Raw genomic sequence first — 22,307 nt, 5'->3', positions numbered from 1 at the left:
TCACACCTCACTTTTTAATATTTTTGTCAGCTTCCTCAGCTCTGACTTCTCTGCATCCGTCAGACTCTCTTTACTGCTTTTTAGATATGCCAAAACCAGATAGATTATTTTTCCCGTGGCAAGAAAATAGATCACTCTGGCGCTCCCGCTTTTTCCCTGGGAGCCTGTCGCCATCCTGATTTTCCTTAATCCGCCTGTTTTCTGTATCAAATCGCCTTTGTCGGGGGATTCGATAAGCTCTTTTTGGAGATCTTTAAGTTCATCATCCGTGGCTATCTGTTTTATCTGGCGGGTAAATATCGAGGTTTCGATAAATTCTATCGCATGATTCACAGGTGGAACTCCTTTTCAAGGAGTACATAGTACACCTTGAAAAGTCTATTTTGCAACGCTATATGCGAGCAAAAACTCATCGTGCTTTTCTCATTAGCTCATCAGGCGGGGGCTTCCTACAAAATCACCGGCGCACGCGTAGACAACGTTGCCTGGTTAACGGCTGAGCTGGTCAAATAAATCATTTCACAATTGAAAAGGCCGCTCATTGAGCGGCCTTTTTTTATCGATCCTTCAGCGCAAGCCAGCTGAGCAGGTGCAGGCTGGAAGAGTAATAATCCTCTTTTTCATCCAGCCGATCGCTCACATTCCCCACCTCATTCAGCGTTAAATCACGTACCGCCAGCAAACCGCCTGCCATATTGTAGGGCGCTTTGTTGTTGCTCATTACGTCAATCCACGCCGGCGTTTGCAGCCTGGAGAAACTCATCCAGTAACGCTGGAAAGGCACCAGCTGCAGGCTCTGCGCGTCATACCAGTAAACATATAACGGCACGCGGATCGCATCGTAGCTAAAGCGCGGTGGCCAGGCGGTGGCGGGGGCAACCGTGCCATCGGCATTCAGCGCCACCCAGTCAACCGGTAACCCGGCATCGCCGAAACGCATTTTCGACAGCAGATCCATGCCGCTGTCGATCAGGTTATTCCAGACTTTCAGGTGACTGCGCGCGGCAAAGTCACGCCAGGCGGGGAACAGGAAATAAGAGGGGTTCAGCACCACATAACTGGTTTTATTAAACCCCTGCGCGCCCGGCAGCATCACCGTATAACCGCCAAAGGTAATCACATCACGCTGAATGATCGCCTTCTGAATCCGGTCAGATGCCTGAAGATAAGCCTGATTCTGCCACTTCTGGCCCGCTTTCAGCAGCGCCCAGGCGATCAGCACATCGCCATCGGAGGCATTGTTTTTATCTGCCACCGGATCGGCCGCGTCGGGAATATATTTCCAGTAGAACAGGCCATTCTGCGGGTTTTTCAGATGCTGCTGCGTCCAGCGCCACAGGCTGTCGAAGCTGTTGCGGTCGTTGTACCAGACCGCCATCAGCATCGCATAGCCCTGCCCTTCGGTGTGGCTGACGTTGTTGTTGCCGGTGTCCTGGATCCGCCCATCGCTGGTCATAAAGCGGGTTTTAAAACTACTCCATCCATCGGACGCGGTGGCCTGCGCACAGCCCACCACCATCGCAATGATCATCACGCCCGCTCTGAGCAGAGACATCGTTAGCTTCCTCACTTCTGATAACGGAAATTCAGCGTTGCTTCGCTGTCGGTCTCTTCACACACCAGCGGTACGGCATGATCGCCCCCCTGATCGCGTAACCAACGCGCATAAAGCCCAAGCAACACAGCAGCCAAAGCCTGACGCCACTGGCGGGCTTCAATCTGCCCATCGCCCGGTGGCAGCGCCATATGAGAGATAACCACGGCGTTCTCATGCGGCTGCACATCCACAAAACCCCAGTTGAACTGAGCCAGTACCGCGTTGATCTGCTGTTCCAGATCGGCCACGGTTTGGGCCGCAGCCAACGGGTAGCGGGTCGCCAGAGTTTCGCCCATCTGCTGCAGGAAGGCGTGGCTTTCACGCTCTCCTGCATTGCGTAACATACCGTTAATCATCACGCTCAGTAAATCAAACCAGCCTGGCTGATACTGCTGCTGACGATAGTAATTCAGCGTGCGGTCTGTAAGTTCACTCATGCTTATTTGTCTCCGAGCATATAGCGGAAGTAGAGTCGGGCGGTGCTTTCGTTGTAGTCACCGAAGGTATCGTAGCCAAGCTGGCCACCAAGGGTGATGTCTTTGTTCACCTTGTAATCCGCACCGGCATGCAGATTATAGCCAATGCCATTTTTGCTGCCGCCAGAATAGTAAGCCTCGGTGGCGTAACCGGCGTTGTAATAGCTTTCAAGCTGAGCCTGTTTTTCCGGATCGGTCGGGAAGTAAGCGCTGCGATCCTGAGAGTAAGACTGGTAGCCTACGGAGCCGCCCACCTTCACTTTCAAATCGTCGTAGTTCTTACTCCAGTCAACCGGTAACGAGACGGCGACAAAGTTCTGCGGGCTGAAGTAACCGCCCTGGCCGTAGCTGTAGTAGCTGAGATTTTTCGAGAAATCCATCCAGCTCATGCTGATACCGGTTTTCAGCTCACCGTTCTCGTCATGGAACGGACGAACATAAGCGCCCGCCTGACCCATCACACTCTGGTTGCTTTCGACGTTCTCGCCAATGTAGCTGTAACCCCCCGCACCAAAGTAGAACCCGGCATCACCGTTGTCATAACTCAACAGCGCATCACCACCGTTTTTGGTTACGCGGCCCCAGCGTTTGCCGCTGAGTTTATCTTCCGCACCGACATAAGAGAGCAGGCTGTCAGTGACGGCACGGCGCTCGCCGGTGAGGATCAGCGTCAGGTAATCCGTGAGTTTAGGTGACCACTGAATGCCGCCCACCAGGGTGCTGAGATCCTGACCCAGCGGCGTTGAGCCCAGGTCAATTTTAAAGGTATCGTTGGTCAGGCCCAGATTCACTTCCACACCGGAAGCGGTCTGCGATCCCGGAGAATCCAGCTTCACTTCAGAGGGCAGAATGTCGTTGGCCTGAGCGCTACGCCCCTGCTCCAGCGCCTGAGAGCCAAAGCGTGAAGTAGAAGTGCCGGAAGCACTGCCTGCACTTAACGTCACCGGCGTCAGAGTGAAGTCAAAGCGCGTGTCGCCATAAGGCACGGTTGACCAGGTCAGCGGTGCTTTGGCTTCCGTCAGCTTGCTGAGGCCCGATTCACCGTCACGTCCTCTGACCTGAACCCCGCCCTGCACCCAGGTGCCGGTACGCTCCTGCAGATCGTCCATCATGGTGTCGATCTGATGCAGGGTACGGCTCTGCTGGGTTGGGGCTGCCACACCCGTGGTTTGCAGCGCAGCATCGCTGCCCGCCGGGGTCTGCTGCCACGGCATCACAGAGCCGTAAGCAGAAGGCGAACGACGCTGGGAAGGCGTGGTTCGGTTGATAAACGGATTATCGTTCAGCGCCAGGCCACCGATAGCCGGATTGGATCCGTCGGTGCCGCCGTTCAGCCCAATCATCTTACCGCGTGCATTGCGCAGGTAGGCCAGTGCCTGTTGATGATCGCCGTCAGCTTCCGCCACGCGTGCCATTAACAGCAGGCGTTCCGGCGTGGGTTCGCCGCGCAGTCCGCTGGTCAGGCTTTTGGCTTTCGCCAGATCGTTGGTGGCCAGCGCCACATCTATCGCCCCGATGCGGGCATCCTGCGTTGGCGTATCGCGGGTCATCAGGTAGTCATAGACCACGCCCGCTTCTTTGTTCATTTTGCCGGACTGATAGAGACGGCCCATGGCAAACATCAGATCCTGGTTCTGCGGATCGTGCTGCAATGCGCCAATCAGCTTGTCATACGCGGCGGCATATTGTCCCTGCGAGCGCAGACGATCGGCTTCGTTGATCACGTAGCCATTCTGAATACCGGCCAGCTGCGTTGGCGTACTGCGCGACTGCAATTCCGGATTGCTCAGGAAAGTCTGCGCTTCACCGCCCAGGCCAGCCTGATTCAGCACTGCAACCTGCGCGGCATAATCGCCCGCATTGCCTTTCACGCCACGCTGCATACTGTTGCGTACCACCGAAACGGCGGTAGTCAGGTCACCCGCATCGGCCAGCCCTTTTGCCAGATTACCGGCATCAGCCGGGTTCTCCGGTGGATTGACTGCCAGCGCCTTCAGCGTGTTAGCCGCTGCGGCGTCAGATCCCTGCGCCAGATACTGCTCTGCCACAGCCATCTGCAGATTGAAGTTAGCGCGACGTGAAAGCTCACGCATCTCGCTGGTCTGGCTGCGGACAGGAACGCGGGAGATCAGCGTCTGCGTCTGCTGCCAGGCGCCGCTTTCACTGGCGAACAGGGCGCCAGCGTAAATTTCGTTGTTGCTGGCACCGTTACGGAACGCCGGCTGCATCACGCCAGCCGCCAGCGAGGTGTTGCCCTGCTGCTGATATAAACGTGCCAGATCCAGACGGACCCAGGGATCGGTCGGGAAGCGCTGGATCCCCTGCTGCAGGATAGTGACAGCCTGCTGCGGATTGCCAGCGGCCAGCGCCTGTTTAGCCTGACGACGGACCGGATCGCTGGTTACGGCAGGCTTTGGCGTTACGCTTTCGCGCACGCTGTCCGGCAGGGAAGAGAGCAGGGTATTGGCTTCTGCGCCACGGTTTTGCTGACGCAGGACGTAGAACAGGCCTTCTTTCGCCGGACGGTTATTCGGATCGCTTTGGATCACAGAGCGGTAAGTTTGCTCAGCGGCCTCCAGCTGATTGTTGCGGCGCTGAACGTCGGCACGGAACAGTTTCGCCGACACGCCCTTCTCGCCTTCAGCCTGAGTCAGCGGTTCGCTCAGGCTCAGCGCCTGCTCGCTGTTGCCCGCTTTCATCGCCTGCTGCGCGGTCGCCAGCTGTGCGTAGAAACGTGCATCGGCCGACTGCTGCTGACGTTGCTGGCTGCTGTCACCGCCCTGCTTCGCTGCGCGCTCAAGATAATCGGCTGCGGCCGCATAGTTGCCGTTGCGCTGGGCAACATAGCCCAGACCGGCTAACGCATCGGCATCTTCCGGGTTCGCCTGGAGCACCTGATCGAAGGCCGATTGCGCACCAGCTACATCACCGCTGTTCAGCGCGGTAAAGCCCTGGCCTTTTTCGGCGCCGCCGGCGTTCTTACGGTAATAGTCCATCACCGTGCGATCCTGTGGGTGCCGTTGCTGATAGTTCTGATAAAGCGGCGCATCATCCGGTTTCGGGCCAAGCCATAACAGCGCCTGACGCAGCGACCGATCGGCATCCTGATTGCCGTCAGCCATACTTTCCAGCATCTGCAACCCTTCACGGCGGGTCGCTTCCTGATAGGTCAGGGCTTTACCCAGCGCCAGCCTGGCGCCGTTATCCTGAGGATTCTGCGCTGAGAACTGACGAAGATTATCCACCGCCTGCGGCAGCAGCGAACGGTCGCCCGCCATCGTCAGGTAGTATTCCGCCGCCACGCTGGCTGGCGGCTCGTTACCGCTGAAGGTGTTCCGCCAGGTCTGCAACGAAGCGGAGATGTTGCCGCTGCGTGCCTGCTGACGTGCGAGGCTGAGCTGGGCCGTCGGGACAGACTGCAACTGACGGGCCTGCTCCAGTTCCACCAGCCGGGAGTCGTTCGGTGACACTTCATTGAGGCGGGCACGCCATTTGCCTGCGGTCGCGGTATCGCCACTCTGCTGGGCCCACAAGGCCATCAGGTAAAGCGCCTGAGTGTTACTGCCATCGACCATCAGCACTTTGTTCAGCGCATCACGGGCCAGCTCGTCATGAGCCTTCTGGTGCCAGTAATTTGCCTGATCGAACAGAGCCTGAAGGGCCGGATTGTTTTCCGCTGCCACCGCCGGGAAGACCAGTGTGGAGGCAGCCAGAGCCAGCCCGGATACCTGAAGCTGACGAAGTCTGGCGGTAAGCGTTTTCATTTTCATTAGGGTCATCACTTCTTCTCGCCAGAGGAATCGGCATCATTCTGCGGGTTCAGACGCTTCCAGGCGTGCCGCTTAAGCAGTACGACAGTGCTCAGACCCACCAGGACAGAGAACAACAGCGCCAGCAGCGCCAGCACCACGGCATGCTGGTTGGCATACCAGACCACCATCATGTACCAGGGCATTTGTCCGCTCGGGAACTGCGCGCCAACGCGGAAGCTGCGGATGCCGTTTTCATCAGTGATGATGGCGGTGTCGCCACGGATCCCGGCATTGATGCGCTGTAGCGACAGGTCATGATGCAGGCGTGAAAGCTGCGCATCATCGGTTGCCACGGTCATCACCACCACGCGGGAGCTGTTCCACGGCGAGCTGTAACTGACAAATCCACGCCAGTCTTCATTGGAAGAGAAATAGCGATCGGCATCCACCGCCTGGCGATACCAGTCACCGGTCAGCCAGCCGCGCAGGTTATCCAGCAGCGTCGGCTCTTTCACGCCCAGCGTATGGCCGTTAACATCGTAGGGAGTCCCCTGCAACATCGACTGATTAAAGGCGGTCTGAGCCAGGGTGGTCACCGCCAGCACGTCGCTGTTTTGCAGACGCTGATAAGAGGTGCCACCAGCCGGAATACCGAACATCACACTGTTGTGACTCAGCGCCACGCCCGTGGCATTGCCAGAACGTCCTGCCATATCCAGCAGCGTGCCGATCTCTGCATTGCTCGGTGAGGAGGGCAGCATCAGCACGGTCTGTGAGTAGTCCGCCAGACGGGTGAACGGGAACGAAGCCCCCACGAAGTAAGCCAGGTTCGGCAACAGCGTAAAGTGGCGCGTATGGCTCAGATCGATATACGAATCGTCCTCAATACGGCTCTTGATGTTGTTGTTGGTCAGCACGCCGCAAGGCGCGTTCTCTTTTGGCTTGATGTTGAAATAGAGCTGAAGCTGGTTGTCGCCATAAATCAGGTAGGGATCGAGCTTCAGGGTGTAATTTTCCTGACGCGCATCGCCGCCCAGACGGTGCCAGATGTTCTCTAACAGTCCGACTTTGTTCACCGAGAGGTTACGCAGGAAGGTCCCGTTAAGACCCACGTTGAGGAACGACTTGTTCTCGTCAATCCAGCTTTCCGACGGGAAGCGGTAGGTCAGCTGCACCGGCAAGGTTTCACCATCCCACAGGAACAGGTCTGGTGCGGCGCGGAAGTTAACACGCAGCGCATCATGCCAGATACCGGTAGTGGTCAGGCTCTGATCTTTACGCAGCAGCTCGCTGAGGCGAACCGGGCGATCGGTGTTGATCCAGCGTGGCGCATCATAAGGCTTGCTCAGCGGGATGTTTTGTCCGGCTACCGCCAGCGAAGCGCTGTCCACGCTCAGCGGCTGGGTCAGACGCCATGCCGCCTGACGAAGTTCATCTTCATCCTTGCCAATCACCAGCATCAGCTTGTAAACCGGATTTACCGGGTTATCCACCAATTGCAGCGTCGGGCCGGTGACGTCCGGCACAACCAGACCGGCGATGGTTTCACCCGGCTGGGCAAAGACGATGCCGTTTTTCTCAGGCAGTTCGTTACGCAGCACCGGGAAGTTAATCCCGCGATAATCGGTCTGAATGCCTAACCAGGAGGAGAGAATAGCGGCAGCGCTGACTTTCCCTTGCGTCACTGACTGACCAAAGACCATTGCCACGCTCGACGGCGTCATACGCAACGGATCGATAAACGGACGCGGGAAATTGCGCAGCGTGTTACCGATGTTCAGCTGCTGGCCTTCCAGCGACAGTCTGGTCTTTGGCAGGATGGTGACCTGATACTGGCTGGCGCTGTCGCGCTCGCACAGCAGCTGATCCGCATCATTAATTTTAAAGCTGAGGTTATTGCTGGACACCACCATCGCGGCGGGAATATCCAGCTGATACTCTTCGCTTTCGCTGTCTGAGGCGCTGAGCGGCAGCGTTCCCAGCGGCTGGCCGTTAAGCATCAGTTGCAGCGAGGTGTTACGCGCGGCCAAAGCCTGTGACACTTTCAGTGACAGGTTCAGGCGGGCGTTGGTGATCACTTCATCGCCGGGGAGCGTAAAGACAATCCCTGACTGGAGCTGACCGCCGGTTAACAGGATGCCGCTGGTCTGGCCCATCTCGCCGACCGAAATAGTGGTGGAGAGCGGCTGGTTCAGCATCACATGGGGAACCCCAGCCGGAGCTTCAGTGACCGGCGCAGGCAACGGCGGCAAACCTGCTGGCAGGCTCATAGCCGGGTCGGGCTGTTCCTGAGTGGTATCCGCTGCTGAAGGTTGCTCAGCCGAAGAATCACTGGTTGCCTGATTCATCTGGGTAGCATAGCTCTCGCTCCCGGTTTGAGCCGCAGAAGAGAGACCGGCCGGAGGCGGGATCTGCGACAGCGCAGAGCTGTCCTGAGTCACGCTTTCCGGTGCGGCCCAGACGCTGCTCAAAGTCAGAACGCTGGTAAAACAGATCGCCGGGAAAATCAGTCGCTTCATGCCACGCCATCCTCTTCAGCCTTCAGGGTCTGACGTTTTGCACGACGGTCTTTCCAGGTCAGCCAGAACAATTCAAATACGGTACGGATAATGGTTATCAGGGAGCGGAAAGGTCGGTCTTTCCCCCTTCTGGTTTAATCCAGGCATCAGCACGGGATAACACCACACGCACCAGCTCGCGGCGGCGTGACAGGGGGATCTCGTCGAACTTCAGACGGATCACCCCCTCTTCAGCACCGATGGTGCCAACAGGAATGGTGATAGCACCGGATTGCAGCATCAGGTCGATCGCTTCGATCTGGTCCGTTTCATGCCGATCATCGGGTGCATTTACCCGCGCTCCACCCATCGACAGATCGACAGTGGTGGTACGTGAAGAGATGCCGCTGGCGTAATGCAGCACTACCGGAATGTCCACTTCGATGCGGATAGTTTTGCGGGTCTGTTTGGTTTCCCGCGCCACGGCAATGGCCGCCATCAGGATGATCAGACTGAACAGCGCCCAGCCAACGTTCAGCGCGATAACGTAAGGGTCCACACCAAAATAGTCATGCGCCACAGCACGCACGATGCCGCTGACCACACCAATCAGCAGCAGTGCCGCACAAATCACATGAGGACGCACGATGTTGAAATCGAAGAAGCCGACATCCAGCAGGCCGCCCTTATCCGTCACGTTAAACTTGCCGTGTTTAGGCGAAATCATGGTGAGGAACGTCGGGATAACCAGGTGGAACGCCATCACCGTTTCGTAAATTTCACCCCAGAAGGTGGCGCGGAAGCGCCCATTCATACGGGAGTTCACATACAGCGACATCACCAGGTGCGGCAGCACATAGGCGAAAATCAGGCTGGCTGACGAGTGAATGATGTTCAGGTTAAACAGCAAATAAGCCAGCGGCGCCGTCAGGAAGATCACGCGCGGCAGGCCAAACTGGAAGTGCAGCATGGCGTTGAGATAGCACAGGCGTTGCTGCCACTTCAGGCCGCGACCCAGCAGGGGATTATCCACGCGGAAAATCTGCGTCATGCCACGCGCCCAGCGGGTACGCTGAACGATATGCAGACCCAGACGCTCTGTAGCCAGACCCGCCGCCAGCGGCAGGGCCAGGAAGGCAGATTTCCAGCCCAGACGCTGCATTTTCAGCGCGGTGTGGGCATCTTCGGTCACGGTTTCTGTGGCGAAGCCACCAATTTCTTCCAGCGCCGATCGGCGAATTACCGCACAGGAGCCGCAGAAGAAGGTGGCATTCCAGTTATCGTTACCCTGCTGAACAGGGCCGTAGAACAGCGCGCCTTCGTTAGGGATGTCGCGCGCGGCCTTGAGGTTACGTTCAAACGGATCCGGCGAATAGAAATAGTGCGGCGTCTGTAACAGGGCCAGTTTGGGATCTTTCAGGAACGGCGCGACGGTAGCCTGCAGGAAGGCACGGGTGGCTACGTGGTCACAGTCAAAGACGGTAATCAGCTCGCCTTTGGTGATGCGCATCGCGTGGTTCAGGTTACCGGCTTTAGCGTGGCGGTTGTCGTCGCGGGTGATGTAGCCCACGCCTGCATCGGCGGCAAACACCGCAAACTCGCTGCGCTTGCCGTCATCCAGCAGATAGATTTTGATTTTGTCGCGCGGGTAGTCGATACACTGTGCGGCAAGCACCGTATCACGGACCACATCAAGGCTTTCGTTATAGCTCGGCACGTAGATATCAACGGTCGGCCATAAGTTGATGTCATCGGGCATCGGCTCGATGGTTCTCTTAAGCGGCCATGATGTTTGCAGGTAGCCGAGGATCAGGATCGCCCAGACATAAATCTCGGCAATAAATAGCCCGATCCCCAGGATTGCTTCCACTTCGGAATTAAAAGAGAGCGTTTCCGTGGCGCGCCAGAAAATATAACGAGTCGACATTAATGCCGAAAGGAACACCATCACCATAGAAATCTTGCGGCTTTTATTGATGCCCAGGATAAAAAGAATGGCGATGGAAATCAGACCAAAAATATACTGTTTCTGGCTGTCCATAGGGGTGATGATAATCACTGCGGCGAGCGGGAATAATACCAGCAGCAGCAGGTAATACAGGACTTTTTTCATAAGTCATCCTGAAAGCGAGACTATTATTTTTACCGCAGCACGGGCGCGCTACGGTGATTCAGGCATCCATACCCGACGGCTTAGCCGCCGACTAACGCGATCTCAGCGGTGCCTGCATCTCGCCGTCACCGACCTTGATATCGAGCAGGGCAGCAACGCGTTTGCCTACAATCTCTATGTCAAAGGCCGCAGCCGATACAGGGCTGAAATCAAAGATGGATTGCTGCGAGGCATTGGCTTCCGCCACGCTCTCATCGCGATTCACCACACCCAGCAACCGGTCTCCCAGTCGCTGTTGCATAAAGGCCGTTACGTCACGACTGATATTGCGACGGCTGTCGCTCTGGTTCAGGACAAAGTAGTGTCCTGCACGCTGATTCAGCGCGGCGCCAGTCATCTTTTCGTTTTCGATTTGCGGCAGCAGTGACAGCGAAGCGGTATCCGCCAGCATCACTACAAGGTGTAAATCGGCAAGCGCAGCCATTGCCTTTAATGCCGGGCCCGGACCTGGCGGGAAATCCGCCACAATCACCAGGCCCGGATAGTTCAGAACGGTGTGCAGACCGCGGGCAAGGAAGTTCGGGTCACGGATTAAATTATCTTCAAATTCAACGCGCTGCTCTTCGGTAACCTCTCCGTAAGGCATCACGAAGATATTGCCGCCGGTGGTCAGGATAGACTGACTCCAGTCCGGTGATTCTGAGGACTTTGCCACATAGCCACGGCCATCAGAAAGCGGCACACCGAAGTGCAGACGCAGGGCGTTTTGCACGTCGAAATCAATCGCCAGCACTTTGCTGCCGCCGCGGGCGAGGGTGTAAGCCAGATTGGCAGCTACGGTGGTTTTACCTACGCCACCTTTGGGAGAACAAATACAAACTAACGGCATGAGGCAATTCTCTCCAGCAGAGGTTGCAGCAAAGTATCTTTGGACTGGGCAACGATGGACGGCTCCGGCGCCGTGCTGAACAGCTGTTTAAAGCGCGGCAGCTCAGCCTGCACAGGGGTGCGGGCCGGCGGCGCGGCTGGCAGCGACGAGAGTAAAGATGCGGGCTGCGAAACGGCGCCCGGCTGCGCGGTCAGCGGCGAGCTTTGCACCTGAGCCGCGGCAAGCGGGTTCGGTGCCTGAGCGGGCTCTGCGGCCGCGGCAAAAGCATCCGGCTGCGCGGTCAGCTGCGGGCTCTGCACCTGAGCCGCGGCAAGCGGGTTCGGTGCCTGAGCGGGCTGTGCGGCCGCGGCAAAAGCATCCGGCTGCGCGGCAGCCAGCAGAGTTTCAGCGGCGGCAGGAGCAGGTTCAGCGGCGGGTTTCAGCGAAGCGGAAATGCTGTCCAGCAGCGAACCGCCCACCTGAGCACCCACCGGCCTGGCGACAAACGCTGCCACGCTGTGCTGCTGAGCCACGGGCCGCAATGAATGCGGCTGGGTCTGCAAGACTGCCTCAGGCTGTACGTGTACTGCCTTGAAAACATCTTCGCCAACGGGCTGCGGAGCAGCCACATCAATACGCTGCCCGTTGCCTAATGTCGGCTCCGCGTCATCCGTCATCAACTGTTTAATGATCGCCCAGTTGGTATTGTCTGAATTCTTCGTCTGTTCAGACATGTCCTTGAATTCGATATGGTTTGTTTGCGTTTTTTCTTTAAAACGCTGCAGGTCATCATAACTTTTCATGGGAATGATCGCGGAGAGTAGAGGAATTTTGCGGCAATATAACACACTATTTTTATTTCCCTGAGATTATTCTTAAGCCTGTTTATAACGGTTAGTGAATAATTAACTCTTCAGGATAAATAAAATAAATGGCTACGCAGACTATCAGTCAACTTTGTTATTATTTGCCTTAATTAAATAATTTCGCCAGGTTAATTAAATAATCCGTAAATGAAAAGAAAATGGCTGGTTACGAAAAATACGTTTTCACAGATAGGTCAGCAATACTTTAGTTGTAGTTATCAAATAATCTCCTGATGGCGGCATAAATTTGACATAAGTCACTTTTCACTGGCCCTGCCCCCCTATTTTATCCGGTGGGCCTGTTTTTCACTCAAGCGTGAGGTGAACGGGGCGCATAAGTACAATGCTGTGATCCAGTTCACAATACACCTGTTTTCCTAATAAATAAGCCTCTGTTTCAGCCAAAAAAAGGCGAATCTGAGATTCGCCTTTGAACGTTATTGTTGTCACTTGCCGACAGGCTGACCTTCATCCTGATCCACTGCAAAGCAGGCGATCTGCTGGTCACCGTACTGCTTTAGCTGAGGCTGAATTTGCGTACAAGGGCCAAAACGGCGACGGCAGCGCGCATTGAACGCGCATCCTGGCGGCGGGTTCAGCGGGCTTGGCAGTTCGCCGGTCAGTTTAATGCGCTCGCGGCGATCGTCCGGGTTCAGACGCGGCGTGGCGGACAGCAAAGCCTGAGTATAAGGATGACGTGGGTTAGCAAAAATCGCTTCCTTAGTGCCCCGCTCTACACACCGTCCCAGGTACATCACCATCACCTCATCAGCGATGTGTTCAACCACCGACAGGTCGTGAGAGATAAAGACGTAGGACAGCCCCAGCTCCTGCTGCAAATCCATCATCAGGTTCAGCACCTGCGCGCGTACGGAAACGTCGAGTGCGGAAACAGGTTCATCAGCAATCAGCACGTCCGGATCCAGCATCAGACCACGGGCAATAGCAATACGCTGACGCTGGCCGCCGGAGAACATATGCGGATAGCGATCGTAATGTTCGGTTTTCAGGCCGACCTTTGCCATCATCGCCAGCGTTTTTTCGCGGCGCTCCGCCTTGCTCAGGCTGGTGTTAATCAGCAGCGGCTCTTCCAGGATCTGGCTGACCTTTTTGCGCGGGTTCAGAGAACCATAGGGGTTCTGAAACACGATCTGGATTTTCTGGCGACGCAGCTTCTGGGCTGCAGGATCGTGCTTTAACAGATCCTGTCCCTGATAAAACAGCTGGCCCTCGGTCGGCGTTTCGATCATGGTCAGCAGGCGTCCAAGCGTCGATTTACCGCAGCCAGATTCCCCCACTACTGCCAGCGTTTTACCGCGTTCCAGATTAAAGGAGACGCCGTCCAGCGCCTTCACCAGGCGTTCCTGACCAAACAGGCCTTTCTTCACCGGGTAGTGCTTTTTCAAATCTATCGCCTGCATCAGCAGAGCAGAATTTTCTTCAGGCTTCATAAGTTGGTCTCCCGGCATCATCCAGCGGGTAATGACATTTGGACTGACGGCCCGGAATATCACGTAATTCAGGTTCTTCTGCGCGGCAGCGGTCGTTGGCATACGGGCAGCGCGGGTTCAGCAGACAGCCGTTCGGGCGATCGTATTTGCCCGGTACCACGCCCGGCAGTGAAGCAAGGCGCGCCTTGTCAGCCGCAAACTCGGGCAGCGCGCGAAGCATTGCCTGAGTGTAGGGATGACGGGGAGCCTTGAAGATATCCACGGCCTTGCCGGTTTCCACCACCTGCCCGGCGTACATCACGATGATGTGCTGCGCGGCCTCGGCGACCAGCGCCAGGTCGTGGGTGATCAGGATCAGCGCCATGTTCTCCTGGCGTTGCAGATCGAGCAGCAGTTCGATGATCTGCGCCTGAATGGTCACGTCCAGGGCGGTGGTAGGCTCATCGGCAATCAGCAATTTTGGCCGGCAGGCAATCGCCATCGCGATCATCACGCGCTGGCTCATTCCTCCGGAAAGCTGATGCGGATAGACATCAAGACGTGATGCCGGGTCGGGAATACCGACCTGATCAAGCAGGTCAATCGCGCGCTGACGGCGGGTTTTCTTGTTGCCGCCCTGATGCACCTTGATCGCTTCCATAATCTGAAAGCCCACGGTGTAGCAGGGGTTCAGGCTGGTCATCGGATCCTGGAAAATCATCGCCACTTCCGAGCCCACCAGCTGGCGACGCTCTTTTTCGGAGATACGTTTCAGGTCGCGCTGGTTGAACTCCAGCTTGTCGGCCATCACGCGGCCAGGGTAATCAATCAGCCCCATAATCGCCAGCGAGCTGACAGATTTCCCGGAGCCGGATTCTCCCACAATGCCCACTACCTGGCCCTGTTCGACCTGATAGCTGATGCGGTCTACCGCGCGGAACGGTGCCTTTTCGTCGCCGAAATGCACCGACAGTTTGTCTACATTTAATAGTGCCATCTGGTGCCTCTTACTGCTTGAGTTTCGGGTCGAGTGCGTCGCGTAAACCGTCGCCCATCAGGTTAAATGCCAGCACGGTAAGCAGGATCGCCACACCGGGGAAGGTCACTACCCACCAGGCACTTTGCGCATACTGCAACACGTCGGAGAGCATGGTGCCCCACTCCGGCGTTGGCGGTTGCGCACCCATACCCAGGAAGCCCAGCGCGGCCATATCAAGGATCGCATTGGAGAAGCCCAGAGACGCCTGCACGATTAACGGTGCCAGGCAGTTTGGTAAAATATTGACGAACATCTGACGCAGAGCACCCGCACCCGCCACATTGGAGGCGGTAACGTAGTCCCGGTGCACTTCCACCAGCACCGCAGCGCGGGTCAGTCGGATGTAGTGCGGCAGGGCCACGAAGGTCAGCGCAATCGAGGCGTTAACGATCGACGGCCCGAAAATCGCCACCAGCACCAGTGCCAGCAGCAGGCTTGGCAGAGCCAGCATGATATCCACCAGACGCATGATGATGGCATCCACCGCCCCGCCGACATAGCCTGCGATCAGACCAAAAATCACGCCAAGGATCAGCGACAGCACCACCACCAGACAGCCGACCAGCAGCGACAGGCGCGCACCGTACATCAGGCGGGAAAGCACATCGCGCCCGACGTCATCGGTGCCGAGGAGATAACTCCAGCTCCCACCCTCCTGCCAGACCGGAGGATGCAGCAACGCATCACGGAACTGCTCTGCCGGAGCATGCGGGGCGATAACGTTGGCGAAAATCGCGATAAGGAACATCAGAACCACGTAGACCAGGCCGATAACGGCGCCTTTGTTACGCTTAAAATAGTGCCAGAACTCCTGCAGAGGGGTCATGGGCTTGGGTGCAGCGGTCACGCTGCCTGGATCGATTAAAGACATCCTGGCCCCCTTATTTCTTGTGGCGAATGCGCGGGTTAACCACGCCGTAGAGCACATCAACCAACAGGTTGACCGCGATAATCAGAATGGCCACCATCAGCACGCCACCCTGCACCACCGGATAGTCACGACGCTGAAGCGCATCGATCAGCCAGCGACCCAGACCAGGCCAGGAGAAGATTGTCTCGGTCAGAATGGCACCGGCCAGTAACGTTCCCACCTGCAGACCGATAACGGTCACCACAGGCAGCATGGCGTTACGCAGCGCATGTACCACAATCACCCGCATCCGCGTCAGGCCCTTGGCGCGCGCGGTACGAATATAATCTTCCCCTAACACTTCCAGCATTGCGGAACGGGTCATACGTACGATTACCGCCAGCGGGATGGTGCCCAGCACGATGGCTGGCAGGATCATATGCATTACGGCGTCTTTAAAGTCGCCCGGCTCGCCCCAGATCAGGGTGTCGATCAGCATAAAACCGGTCAGCGGCTGGCTGTCATCAAGGAATACCGTATCGCCTATTCGCCCGGAAACCGGGGTCAGGTTCCACTGCACGGAGACCAGCATGATCAGCATCATTCCCCACCAGAAAATCGGCATGGAGTAGCCGGTCAGCGAGATGCCTACCGCAGTGTGATCGAAAACGGAGCCGCGTTTAACCGCAGCAAGAACGCCGACAGGAATGCCTACGGCGACGGCAAACATCATCGCGCAGATACCCAGCTCCAGCGTGGCTTTGAAGCGGGGAACGAATTCCTGCCAGACCGGGATACGGCTTTTCAGTGAGATGCCCAGATCGCCATGAAGCACGCCATAGACATAGGAGACATATTGTTGCCACAGCGGCTTATCCAGACCCATCTGGGCCAGCAACTGCGCGTGACGTTCAGGAGAGATACCGCGTTCGCCAGCCATAATCAGCACCGGGTCGCCGGGGATCATATGGACAAACGCGAAGGTTAACAGGGTAATACCAATAAACGTCGGGATGACAAGTCCCAGACGTCGGAGTATGAACTGCAGCATATTCCGGATTCTCTTTTGGTTCCCGCAGGATCTATGCCTGAGAGATTATATTTGCTCACATCTTGCGACGGATATTCTCCCTCGCGACGCCTTTAAGGGCGCCTTGACCATTTTTTTGCTTCCGAGCGGTACAGGCTTGGGCCGGAAACGTCCGGCCCAACAGGGGGTAAGAAGGGGCCAGCTACCGGCCCCGACTGTTATTCCTGAATATCAACGTTCTCGAAGTGATGTTTACCTAACGGGTCAACCACATAGCCAGTCACTTTCTTGCTGACAGGTTCGTACACCGTAGAGTGCGCGATAATCAGCGCAGGCGCCTGGTCATGCATCACAACCTGAGCCTGTTTGTAGTATTCAATACGCTTGTTGTGATCGGCTTCAGCACGGGCTGGCTGAATCTGATCTTCAAACGGCTTGTAACACCAGCGTGAGTAGTTGGAACCGTCTTTGGCCGCAGCGCAGCTGAACAGGGTGGCGAAGAAGTTATCCGGATCCCCATTGTCACCGGTCCAGCCCATCATTACGGTCTGGTGTTCACCGGCTTTAGCGCGCTTCAGGTACTCGCCCCACTCGTAAGTGACGATTTTGGCTTTCACGCCAATTTTCGCCCAGTCAGACTGGATCATTTCAGCCATACGACGTGCGTTCGGGTTGTACGGACGCTGAACAGGCATGGCCCACAGGTCGATGGAGAAACCGTCCGCCATGCCTGCTTCTTTCAGCAGCGCTTTGGCTTTAGCCGGATCGTAAGCGTAATCCTGTACCGCGTCGTTGTAGCTCCACATGGTCGGTGGGATCAGGTTTTTAGCCGCCTGGCCCGCACCCTGGTAAACCGCGTTGATGATCGCCTGCTTGTTCACCGCCATGGTCAGCGCCTGGCGCACTTTCAGGTTATCCAGCGGTTTTTTCTCGGTGTTGAACGACAGGTAGCCGACGTTCAGACCAGGCATCTGCATCAGGTTGATATTTTTATCTTCCTTCATGCGGGCAATATCAGCCGGGTTCGGGTACGGCATAACCTGGCATTCGCCTTTCTGCAGCTTGGCGTAACGCACGGAGGCATCCGGAGTAATGGAGAACACCAGACGATCTATTTTTGGCTTGGTGCCCCAGAACTGGTCAAAAGCTTTGTACAGAATACGGGAGTCTTTCTGGTACTGAAGCAGCTGGAACGGACCGGTACCGACCGGGTTCAGGTCGATCTTTTCCGGAGTGCCGGCTTTCAGCATGTTATCGGCATATTCCGCAGACAGAATGGAGGCGAAGTCCATGCCCAGGTCAGCCACGAACGGCGCCTCAGAACGGGTCAGCACGAAGCGCACGGTATTCTCGTCCACTTTCTCGATTTTGCTGATCAGTTTAGGCATGTCCATGCCTTCGAAGTACTCATAGCTGCCGCCAGAGACACCGTGGAATTTGTTGTTCTTATCCAGCTGACGTTCGAAGGAGAAGACCACGTCATCGGCATTGAAGTCACGAGTTGGCTTGAAGTCTTTTGTCGTCTGCCACTTCACGCCTTTGCGCAGATGGAAGGTATAAGTCTTGCCGTCTTCGCTCACGTCCCACTTTTCTGCCAGACCCGGCTGCAGCTCCGTGGTGCCGGTTTTGAACTCTACCAGGCGGTTATAGATCGGCACAGAACTGGCATCGTAAGTGGTGCCGGAAGTGAACAACTGCGGGTTAAACCCTTCTGGCGACCCTTCTGAACAGTAAACGAGGGTTTTAGCCTGGACGCCAGCGGCAACGGTAAGAGCGATCAGGCTCAGACCTACCTTCAGCATCCCTGTTTTAGAAATACTCATGCTTCTGCTCCAATTGTGATGTGGTGTTGTGTGTGCATCTGCAAGACCCTGTATTTTTTTAATGCGGTCTTTGCGTCGTGCCTTACGGCAGCAGAGAGGGGAAACGGCGTACTGGAGAAACCATCAGACTAATCCGCTTCCTTTCTCGTTGAGGCATCAATTTGTCAACAGTTGCAATGAACGTCAATACAACTGTCAGGTATTTACACAGAGTGTGAGAAACAGCAAGCAAACATAAAAAAAACCAATTCATAACATTTTTGGTTGAAACGTTTATTCACTGGCCGTTTCACCGCACAAACACAATGCCCACACCTTTTATCATGGCAATTTGCTCTGAAAAAAAACGATAAATATAATCCATTAAGTGCCTTATTTCTGAACGATACGCTTTGCTTATGTCATGAAATCCAGCTAAATATGCTGCAACACAGGTATAAGAAATCATCAACAACCCGATAACGGTCATAAGCGAAACGCGACGCGAATTAAGCACTCAATCCCAGACGGGAGAAGGGGTTTGGCCGGTAATTTGTCGTTAAAAATGGATTAATTTTTGGAAGAGTCATTTTCTGAGCGCAGAATATTATGCTGCCGTTTCGCTGAGGAATGACAGGCATAAAAAAGCCCGGAAGATTCCGGGCTTGAGGGCGGTGTAAGGCAATCAGGCTTTATCGTCTGTCGCTTTGGCCTTAGTGGGATCGGCACACCAGTTATTTTTATCGTTGATACCGCCATCCGGCGAGGTGTAGCCCAGACAGCCCAGGATGGTATCAAACAGCTCAACGTGACGATGGGTGGTGCCCACACGCTGCTGCGCTTTCAGCCGGTCAAAAGCGTTCTGATGCTGAGGGTCAGCCAGATACTTATCGGATGCCCAGACGATCATTGGCACACGGAACTGCTCAGGCGGGGCCATATTGCGCGGCGTGCCGTGCAGGTGCATGTTCTCGCTGATCGATTCGCCGTGATCGGAAGCGTAAAATACGATGGCTTTCTTATCACGTAGCTGGTCGAACACTTTATCCAGCACCGTATCGGTATAAAGCACCGAGTTGTCGAAGGCGTTAATCAGCATCTCTTTGCTGCACTTGTCATCCACGCCCATACATTCCGGCTGATAACGTGCGAACTCACGAGGGTAGCGCTGAGAATAAAGGTAGTGTGAACCTTTGGTATGCAGGATCACCAGATGCTTGCCCTGCGGATGACGGTCTAACGACTTTTTCAGCTCCGGCACCAGCAGCATATCATCGACCGATTTGCCCTGGTTCTGCTGCTCAGATCCAATCTGCTCACGGAAGGCAAAGTTATCGGCGTTAGTGTTGTTATAGAACCAGACCTCACTTTGCATCGCAAACAGCTCAGAACTGAAGCCCAGCTCTTTCAGCACGGAAAATACGTTCTGCTCTTTCAGCGTGCGGCCCGGGCCTTCATCAGTTCCGCCTTCGCGAACAAACATGCAGCGCAGTGAAAGTTTGGTGGCGGTATCGCAGGACTCACCACGGAACGCCACCAGATTTTTCTCCTGAGAGAGTTTCGGGGTGGTATCGCGTTCGTAGCCCAGCAGACCCATATGATCCCAGCGGGTGGTTTCACCAATCACAAAGACTACATAGGTATCATCCAGCCCGGCTGGCGCGGTGTAACTGAACTTCTTCGCCGGATCCAGCAGGTCTTTGCTGTCCATCTTCTCGTCATAGCTGGTATAGGCAAACAGCCCCAGCGCAGAGAGCCAGTTGGAGGGCAGATAGGAGTGTGCCACCACGCCGCCATAGCTTGGCAGGTCAACGTTGGTCAGCTTCTCATTGATGTTCTGCTGCTTATCAAAGTAACGGATCGGCAGCCAGACCAGCGCCACGGCCAGCAGCAAAATAAACAGCGGCTTGATACGATGACCTGGGGTTTTCAACTGTTCAATCAGCGTCATACGCAGCGAGTTACGCCAGATCAGCAATAAAGGTACCGCGCTGACCAGCACCATCCACAGCACAAAGTGGTAGCCGATCACTTCTTTCGACAGGTCGGTATCGGTAGTCATCACCGAGGCGACAATGCCGTAGCCAATCACTACGTTGAAGAAGCTCATATAATAGCTGGCGGCTACAGAGATCAGCACCAGTGCGGTGGCCGCGATGCGCCAGAACACTTTTCCACCCAGCGACAACAAGCGCATCAGGAAGAAAGTCAGCAGCACGATAGCCATGACTTCTGCCACAGCGGAGAACCACTGTGAAGCTTTGAAATGGGTGAGGAAAGGATCAAAACGTCGGTAAAATACAGGAATATTCAGGAAAATACCGATGTAAAATGCCAGCATAAGCGACAGCTTTTGCTGAGTCAGAGATTTAATATAATTCATTCAACCTTATTCCCGGCGTAACTTAAACGGTTCTTAAACGCTAATCAGACCGTACCGTTGCGCCAGAGTTCGGAAAGCAGGTCGATTACTCCCGGCGAGACGATACCGGAAGATGCAGAGGCTCAGGGAGAACCCCTTAGCACAAGCGGCGTAGTTAACCACATTACGCGCAAATAAACAGATCAATCGGCCGAATAAGGCAAAAAAAGATTAAAAATTGACCAGAATCAGATTCCACTGAACCAGTTGTAACCCTGATCCTCCCAGTAACCGCCGGGGTTTTCGTTGGTCACGAAAATGGCGCCGATATGCTTGGCATTTTTGAAGCCCAGTTTCGTGGGGACCCGCAGGCGGAGCGGATAACCAAAGTCTGGCGGCAGAGGTTTTTTATCGAAATCCAGCGCGAGGATGGTTTGCGGATGGAGGGCGGTCGGCATATCCAGGCTGGAATAGTAGCGATCGTCACACTTGAATCCGACATATTTTGCGGTCAGGTCTGCGCCCACATGCTGCAGGAAAGTTTTCAGCGGTACGCCGCTCCACTGGCCGATGGCGCTCCAGCCTTCAATACAGATCAGCCGGGTGATCTGTTCGTTCTGCGGCAGTTGCTTTAACTGCTCCAGAGTCCAGGGCGTTTTTTTCTCAACTTTACCTGAGACTTCCAGCCGGTAATCACCCAGGTCAATCTCCGGAACATTGTATTCAGGGTAATAAGCATTAAAGCGGAAGGGCCGTGTAATCTGCGATTCATCGTAAGTCTGCGCCAGCCTGCTACCGTTAAACAGCCAGGCCTGAACGCGATCGTTCCAGCGGGACATCGCCCACAGGACTTTATCCACCCGATCGCCATCCTGCAGATTGCAGCCGGTCAGCAGGGTTACCGCACCCAGCGTCAGGCCCGATCGCAATAACAGACGTCGCTCAAGATTCACCAGCTTTTTACGCTGATCCGGCTCCAGAATAATCTTTGGTTTCTCACTCATCGGCGGAGGTCTCTTTGCGGCCACCGGTGATCATCGCAGGCAGCGTTTTCGGCACCAGCAGCACCATCACCACGTGCACCACCACAAACAGCATCATGCCGCTCATGGCGAAGAAATGGACATAACGGGCGATATCAAATCCCCCGAACAGCGCGACTAACAGGCTGAACTGCACAGGTTTCCAGATGGATAACCCGGAAAGCACCAACAGCGCGCCGAGGATCAGCACGCCGACATAAAGCAGCTTTTGCACGGCATTGTAGTTGCTGTGGTTATGCGGCAGTTTAAACCGCAGCGCCAGTCCGGTATCGCGGAGCACTGACTTCGGGCTGAAAGGGAAAAAGCGGCGACGGAAATGCCCGCTGAACAGGCCCCAAACCAGGTAAATCAACGCGTTAACAAACAGCAGCCACATCACGGCCAGATGCCAGGCGATATTGCCGCCCAGCCATCCCCCGAGGGTCACTATTTGAGGGAAAGTAAAAGAGAACAACGGTGAGGCGTTATAGATGCCCCACCCGCTCATCACCATGCCAACCATCACCAGCACGTTCAGCCAGTGACATAACCGGACGGGCCAGGGATGAACCCGTTTTTTAAGGGAAGCTGGCATGGTGACT

The 22,307-nt window shown here is 55.6% G+C and carries 16 protein-coding genes and 1 pseudogene; 1 reads left to right on the top strand and 16 read right to left on the bottom strand.

The window, feature by feature from the left end; genetic code table 11:
* Positions 1-333, bottom strand: coding sequence for a type II toxin-antitoxin system RelE/ParE family toxin (locus VRC33_RS00570; RefSeq protein ID WP_338559808.1), 333 nt, complete (start codon positions 331-333; stop codon positions 1-3).
* Positions 334-369: 36 nt separating this feature from the next.
* Here VRC33_RS00570 and VRC33_RS00565 point away from each other — a divergent pair, with 36 nt between their 5' ends.
* Positions 370-513 (top strand): hypothetical protein, encoded by a 144-nt coding sequence (locus VRC33_RS00565; protein WP_338559806.1) that lies wholly within the window; start codon positions 370-372, stop codon positions 511-513.
* Between the two features lie 43 nt (positions 514-556).
* Here VRC33_RS00565 and VRC33_RS00560 read toward each other — a convergent pair whose 3' ends face one another.
* From VRC33_RS00560 to VRC33_RS00490, 15 genes and pseudogenes are all read right to left on the bottom strand, one after another.
* Positions 557-1,531, bottom strand: a complete 975-nt coding sequence (locus VRC33_RS00560; RefSeq protein WP_338564399.1) for a glycosyl hydrolase family 8 — start codon at positions 1,529-1,531, stop codon at positions 557-559.
* A 35-nt stretch (positions 1,532-1,566) separates the two neighbouring features.
* Positions 1,567-2,034 carry a cellulose biosynthesis protein BcsD gene (gene bcsD / locus VRC33_RS00555; protein ID WP_338559803.1) on the bottom strand — a complete coding sequence of 156 codons (468 nt, stop codon included), beginning with the start codon at positions 2,032-2,034 and terminating at the stop codon, positions 1,567-1,569.
* A 2-nt stretch (positions 2,035-2,036) separates the two neighbouring features.
* Complete coding sequence (locus VRC33_RS00550) at positions 2,037-5,843, bottom strand: cellulose synthase subunit BcsC-related outer membrane protein (protein WP_338564398.1); 3,807 nt, start codon at positions 5,841-5,843, stop codon at positions 2,037-2,039.
* An 8-nt stretch (positions 5,844-5,851) separates the two neighbouring features.
* Positions 5,852-8,344: a cellulose biosynthesis cyclic di-GMP-binding regulatory protein BcsB gene (gene bcsB / locus VRC33_RS00545; protein WP_338559801.1), complete on the bottom strand. Its 2,493-nt coding sequence runs from the start codon at positions 8,342-8,344 to the stop codon at positions 5,852-5,854.
* Positions 8,341-10,436, bottom strand: a pseudogene (bcsA, locus tag VRC33_RS00540) (UDP-forming cellulose synthase catalytic subunit). Before bcsA ends, bcsB begins: the two are co-directional and overlap by 4 nt.
* 91 nt (positions 10,437-10,527) lie before the next feature.
* Entirely contained in the window at positions 10,528-11,325 is a 798-nt protein-coding gene (bcsQ, locus tag VRC33_RS00535) for a cellulose biosynthesis protein BcsQ (RefSeq protein ID WP_338559799.1), read from the bottom strand.
* Positions 11,316-12,107 carry a cellulose biosynthesis protein BcsO gene (gene bcsO / locus VRC33_RS00530; protein ID WP_338576866.1) on the bottom strand — a complete coding sequence of 264 codons (792 nt, stop codon included), beginning with the start codon at positions 12,105-12,107 and terminating at the stop codon, positions 11,316-11,318. The genes bcsQ and bcsO overlap by 10 nt, the downstream gene beginning before the upstream one ends.
* Positions 12,108-12,616: 509 nt before the next feature.
* Positions 12,617-13,621, bottom strand: a complete 1,005-nt coding sequence (dppF, locus tag VRC33_RS00525) for a dipeptide ABC transporter ATP-binding subunit DppF (protein ID WP_338559794.1) — start codon at positions 13,619-13,621, stop codon at positions 12,617-12,619.
* Positions 13,611-14,597, bottom strand: coding sequence for a dipeptide ABC transporter ATP-binding protein (dppD, locus tag VRC33_RS00520; protein WP_338559793.1), 987 nt, complete (start codon positions 14,595-14,597; stop codon positions 13,611-13,613). Before dppD ends, dppF begins: the two co-directional genes overlap by 11 nt.
* A gap of 10 nt (positions 14,598-14,607) precedes the next feature.
* Entirely contained in the window at positions 14,608-15,510 is a 903-nt protein-coding gene (dppC, locus tag VRC33_RS00515; protein ID WP_338559791.1) for a dipeptide ABC transporter permease DppC, read from the bottom strand.
* A gap of 10 nt (positions 15,511-15,520) precedes the next feature.
* Positions 15,521-16,540, bottom strand: coding sequence for a dipeptide ABC transporter permease DppB (gene dppB, locus VRC33_RS00510; RefSeq protein WP_338559789.1), 1,020 nt, complete (start codon positions 16,538-16,540; stop codon positions 15,521-15,523).
* Positions 16,541-16,737: 197 nt separating this feature from the next.
* Positions 16,738-18,342: a dipeptide ABC transporter periplasmic-binding protein DppA gene (gene dppA, locus VRC33_RS00505; protein WP_338559787.1), complete on the bottom strand. Its 1,605-nt coding sequence runs from the start codon at positions 18,340-18,342 to the stop codon at positions 16,738-16,740.
* A gap of 664 nt (positions 18,343-19,006) precedes the next feature.
* Positions 19,007-20,704, bottom strand: a complete 1,698-nt coding sequence (eptB, locus tag VRC33_RS00500; RefSeq protein WP_338559785.1) for a kdo(2)-lipid A phosphoethanolamine 7''-transferase — start codon at positions 20,702-20,704, stop codon at positions 19,007-19,009.
* Between the two features lie 227 nt (positions 20,705-20,931).
* Complete coding sequence (locus tag VRC33_RS00495) at positions 20,932-21,687, bottom strand: molybdopterin-dependent oxidoreductase (protein ID WP_338559782.1); 756 nt, start codon at positions 21,685-21,687, stop codon at positions 20,932-20,934.
* The gene (locus tag VRC33_RS00490; RefSeq protein ID WP_338559779.1) at positions 21,680-22,300 is read right to left on the bottom strand and encodes a cytochrome b/b6 domain-containing protein; all 621 of its coding nucleotides are present in this window, start codon (positions 22,298-22,300) and stop codon (positions 21,680-21,682) included. Before VRC33_RS00490 ends, VRC33_RS00495 begins: the two co-directional genes overlap by 8 nt.
* Between the last annotated feature and the right edge of the window lie 7 nt (positions 22,301-22,307).

Origin of the sequence: Erwinia sp. E_sp_B01_1, from assembly GCF_036865545.1 — a bacterium.
Lineage (GTDB): Bacteria > Pseudomonadota > Gammaproteobacteria > Enterobacterales > Enterobacteriaceae > Erwinia.
This window is presented reverse-complemented; position numbering and strand designations above follow the sequence as displayed.

Excerpts from the sequence above, each read along its gene's own strand:
- VRC33_RS00560 (WP_338564399.1), bottom strand. The coding sequence starts at position 1,531 with ATGATCATTGCGATGGTGGTGGGCTGTGCGCAGGCCACCGCGTCCGAT.
- bcsD (WP_338559803.1), bottom strand. The coding sequence starts at position 2,034 with ATGAGTGAACTTACAGACCGCACGCTGAATTACTATCGTCAGCAGCAG.
- VRC33_RS00550 (WP_338564398.1), bottom strand. The coding sequence starts at position 5,843 with ATGAAAATGAAAACGCTTACCGCCAGACTTCGTCAGCTTCAGGTATCC.
- bcsB (WP_338559801.1), bottom strand. The coding sequence starts at position 8,344 with ATGAAGCGACTGATTTTCCCGGCGATCTGTTTTACCAGCGTTCTGACT.
- bcsQ (WP_338559799.1), bottom strand. The coding sequence starts at position 11,325 with ATGCCGTTAGTTTGTATTTGTTCTCCCAAAGGTGGCGTAGGTAAAACC.
- bcsO (WP_338576866.1), bottom strand. The coding sequence starts at position 12,107 with ATGAAAAGTTATGATGACCTGCAGCGTTTTAAAGAAAAAACGCAAACA.
- dppF (WP_338559794.1), bottom strand. The coding sequence starts at position 13,621 with ATGAAGCCTGAAGAAAATTCTGCTCTGCTGATGCAGGCGATAGATTTG.
- dppD (WP_338559793.1), bottom strand. The coding sequence starts at position 14,597 with ATGGCACTATTAAATGTAGACAAACTGTCGGTGCATTTCGGCGACGAA.
- dppC (WP_338559791.1), bottom strand. The coding sequence starts at position 15,510 with ATGTCTTTAATCGATCCAGGCAGCGTGACCGCTGCACCCAAGCCCATG.
- dppB (WP_338559789.1), bottom strand. The coding sequence starts at position 16,540 with ATGCTGCAGTTCATACTCCGACGTCTGGGACTTGTCATCCCGACGTTT.
- dppA (WP_338559787.1), bottom strand. The coding sequence starts at position 18,342 with ATGAGTATTTCTAAAACAGGGATGCTGAAGGTAGGTCTGAGCCTGATC.
- eptB (WP_338559785.1), bottom strand. The coding sequence starts at position 20,704 with ATGAATTATATTAAATCTCTGACTCAGCAAAAGCTGTCGCTTATGCTG.
- VRC33_RS00495 (WP_338559782.1), bottom strand. The coding sequence starts at position 21,687 with ATGAGTGAGAAACCAAAGATTATTCTGGAGCCGGATCAGCGTAAAAAG.
- VRC33_RS00490 (WP_338559779.1), bottom strand. The coding sequence starts at position 22,300 with ATGCCAGCTTCCCTTAAAAAACGGGTTCATCCCTGGCCCGTCCGGTTA.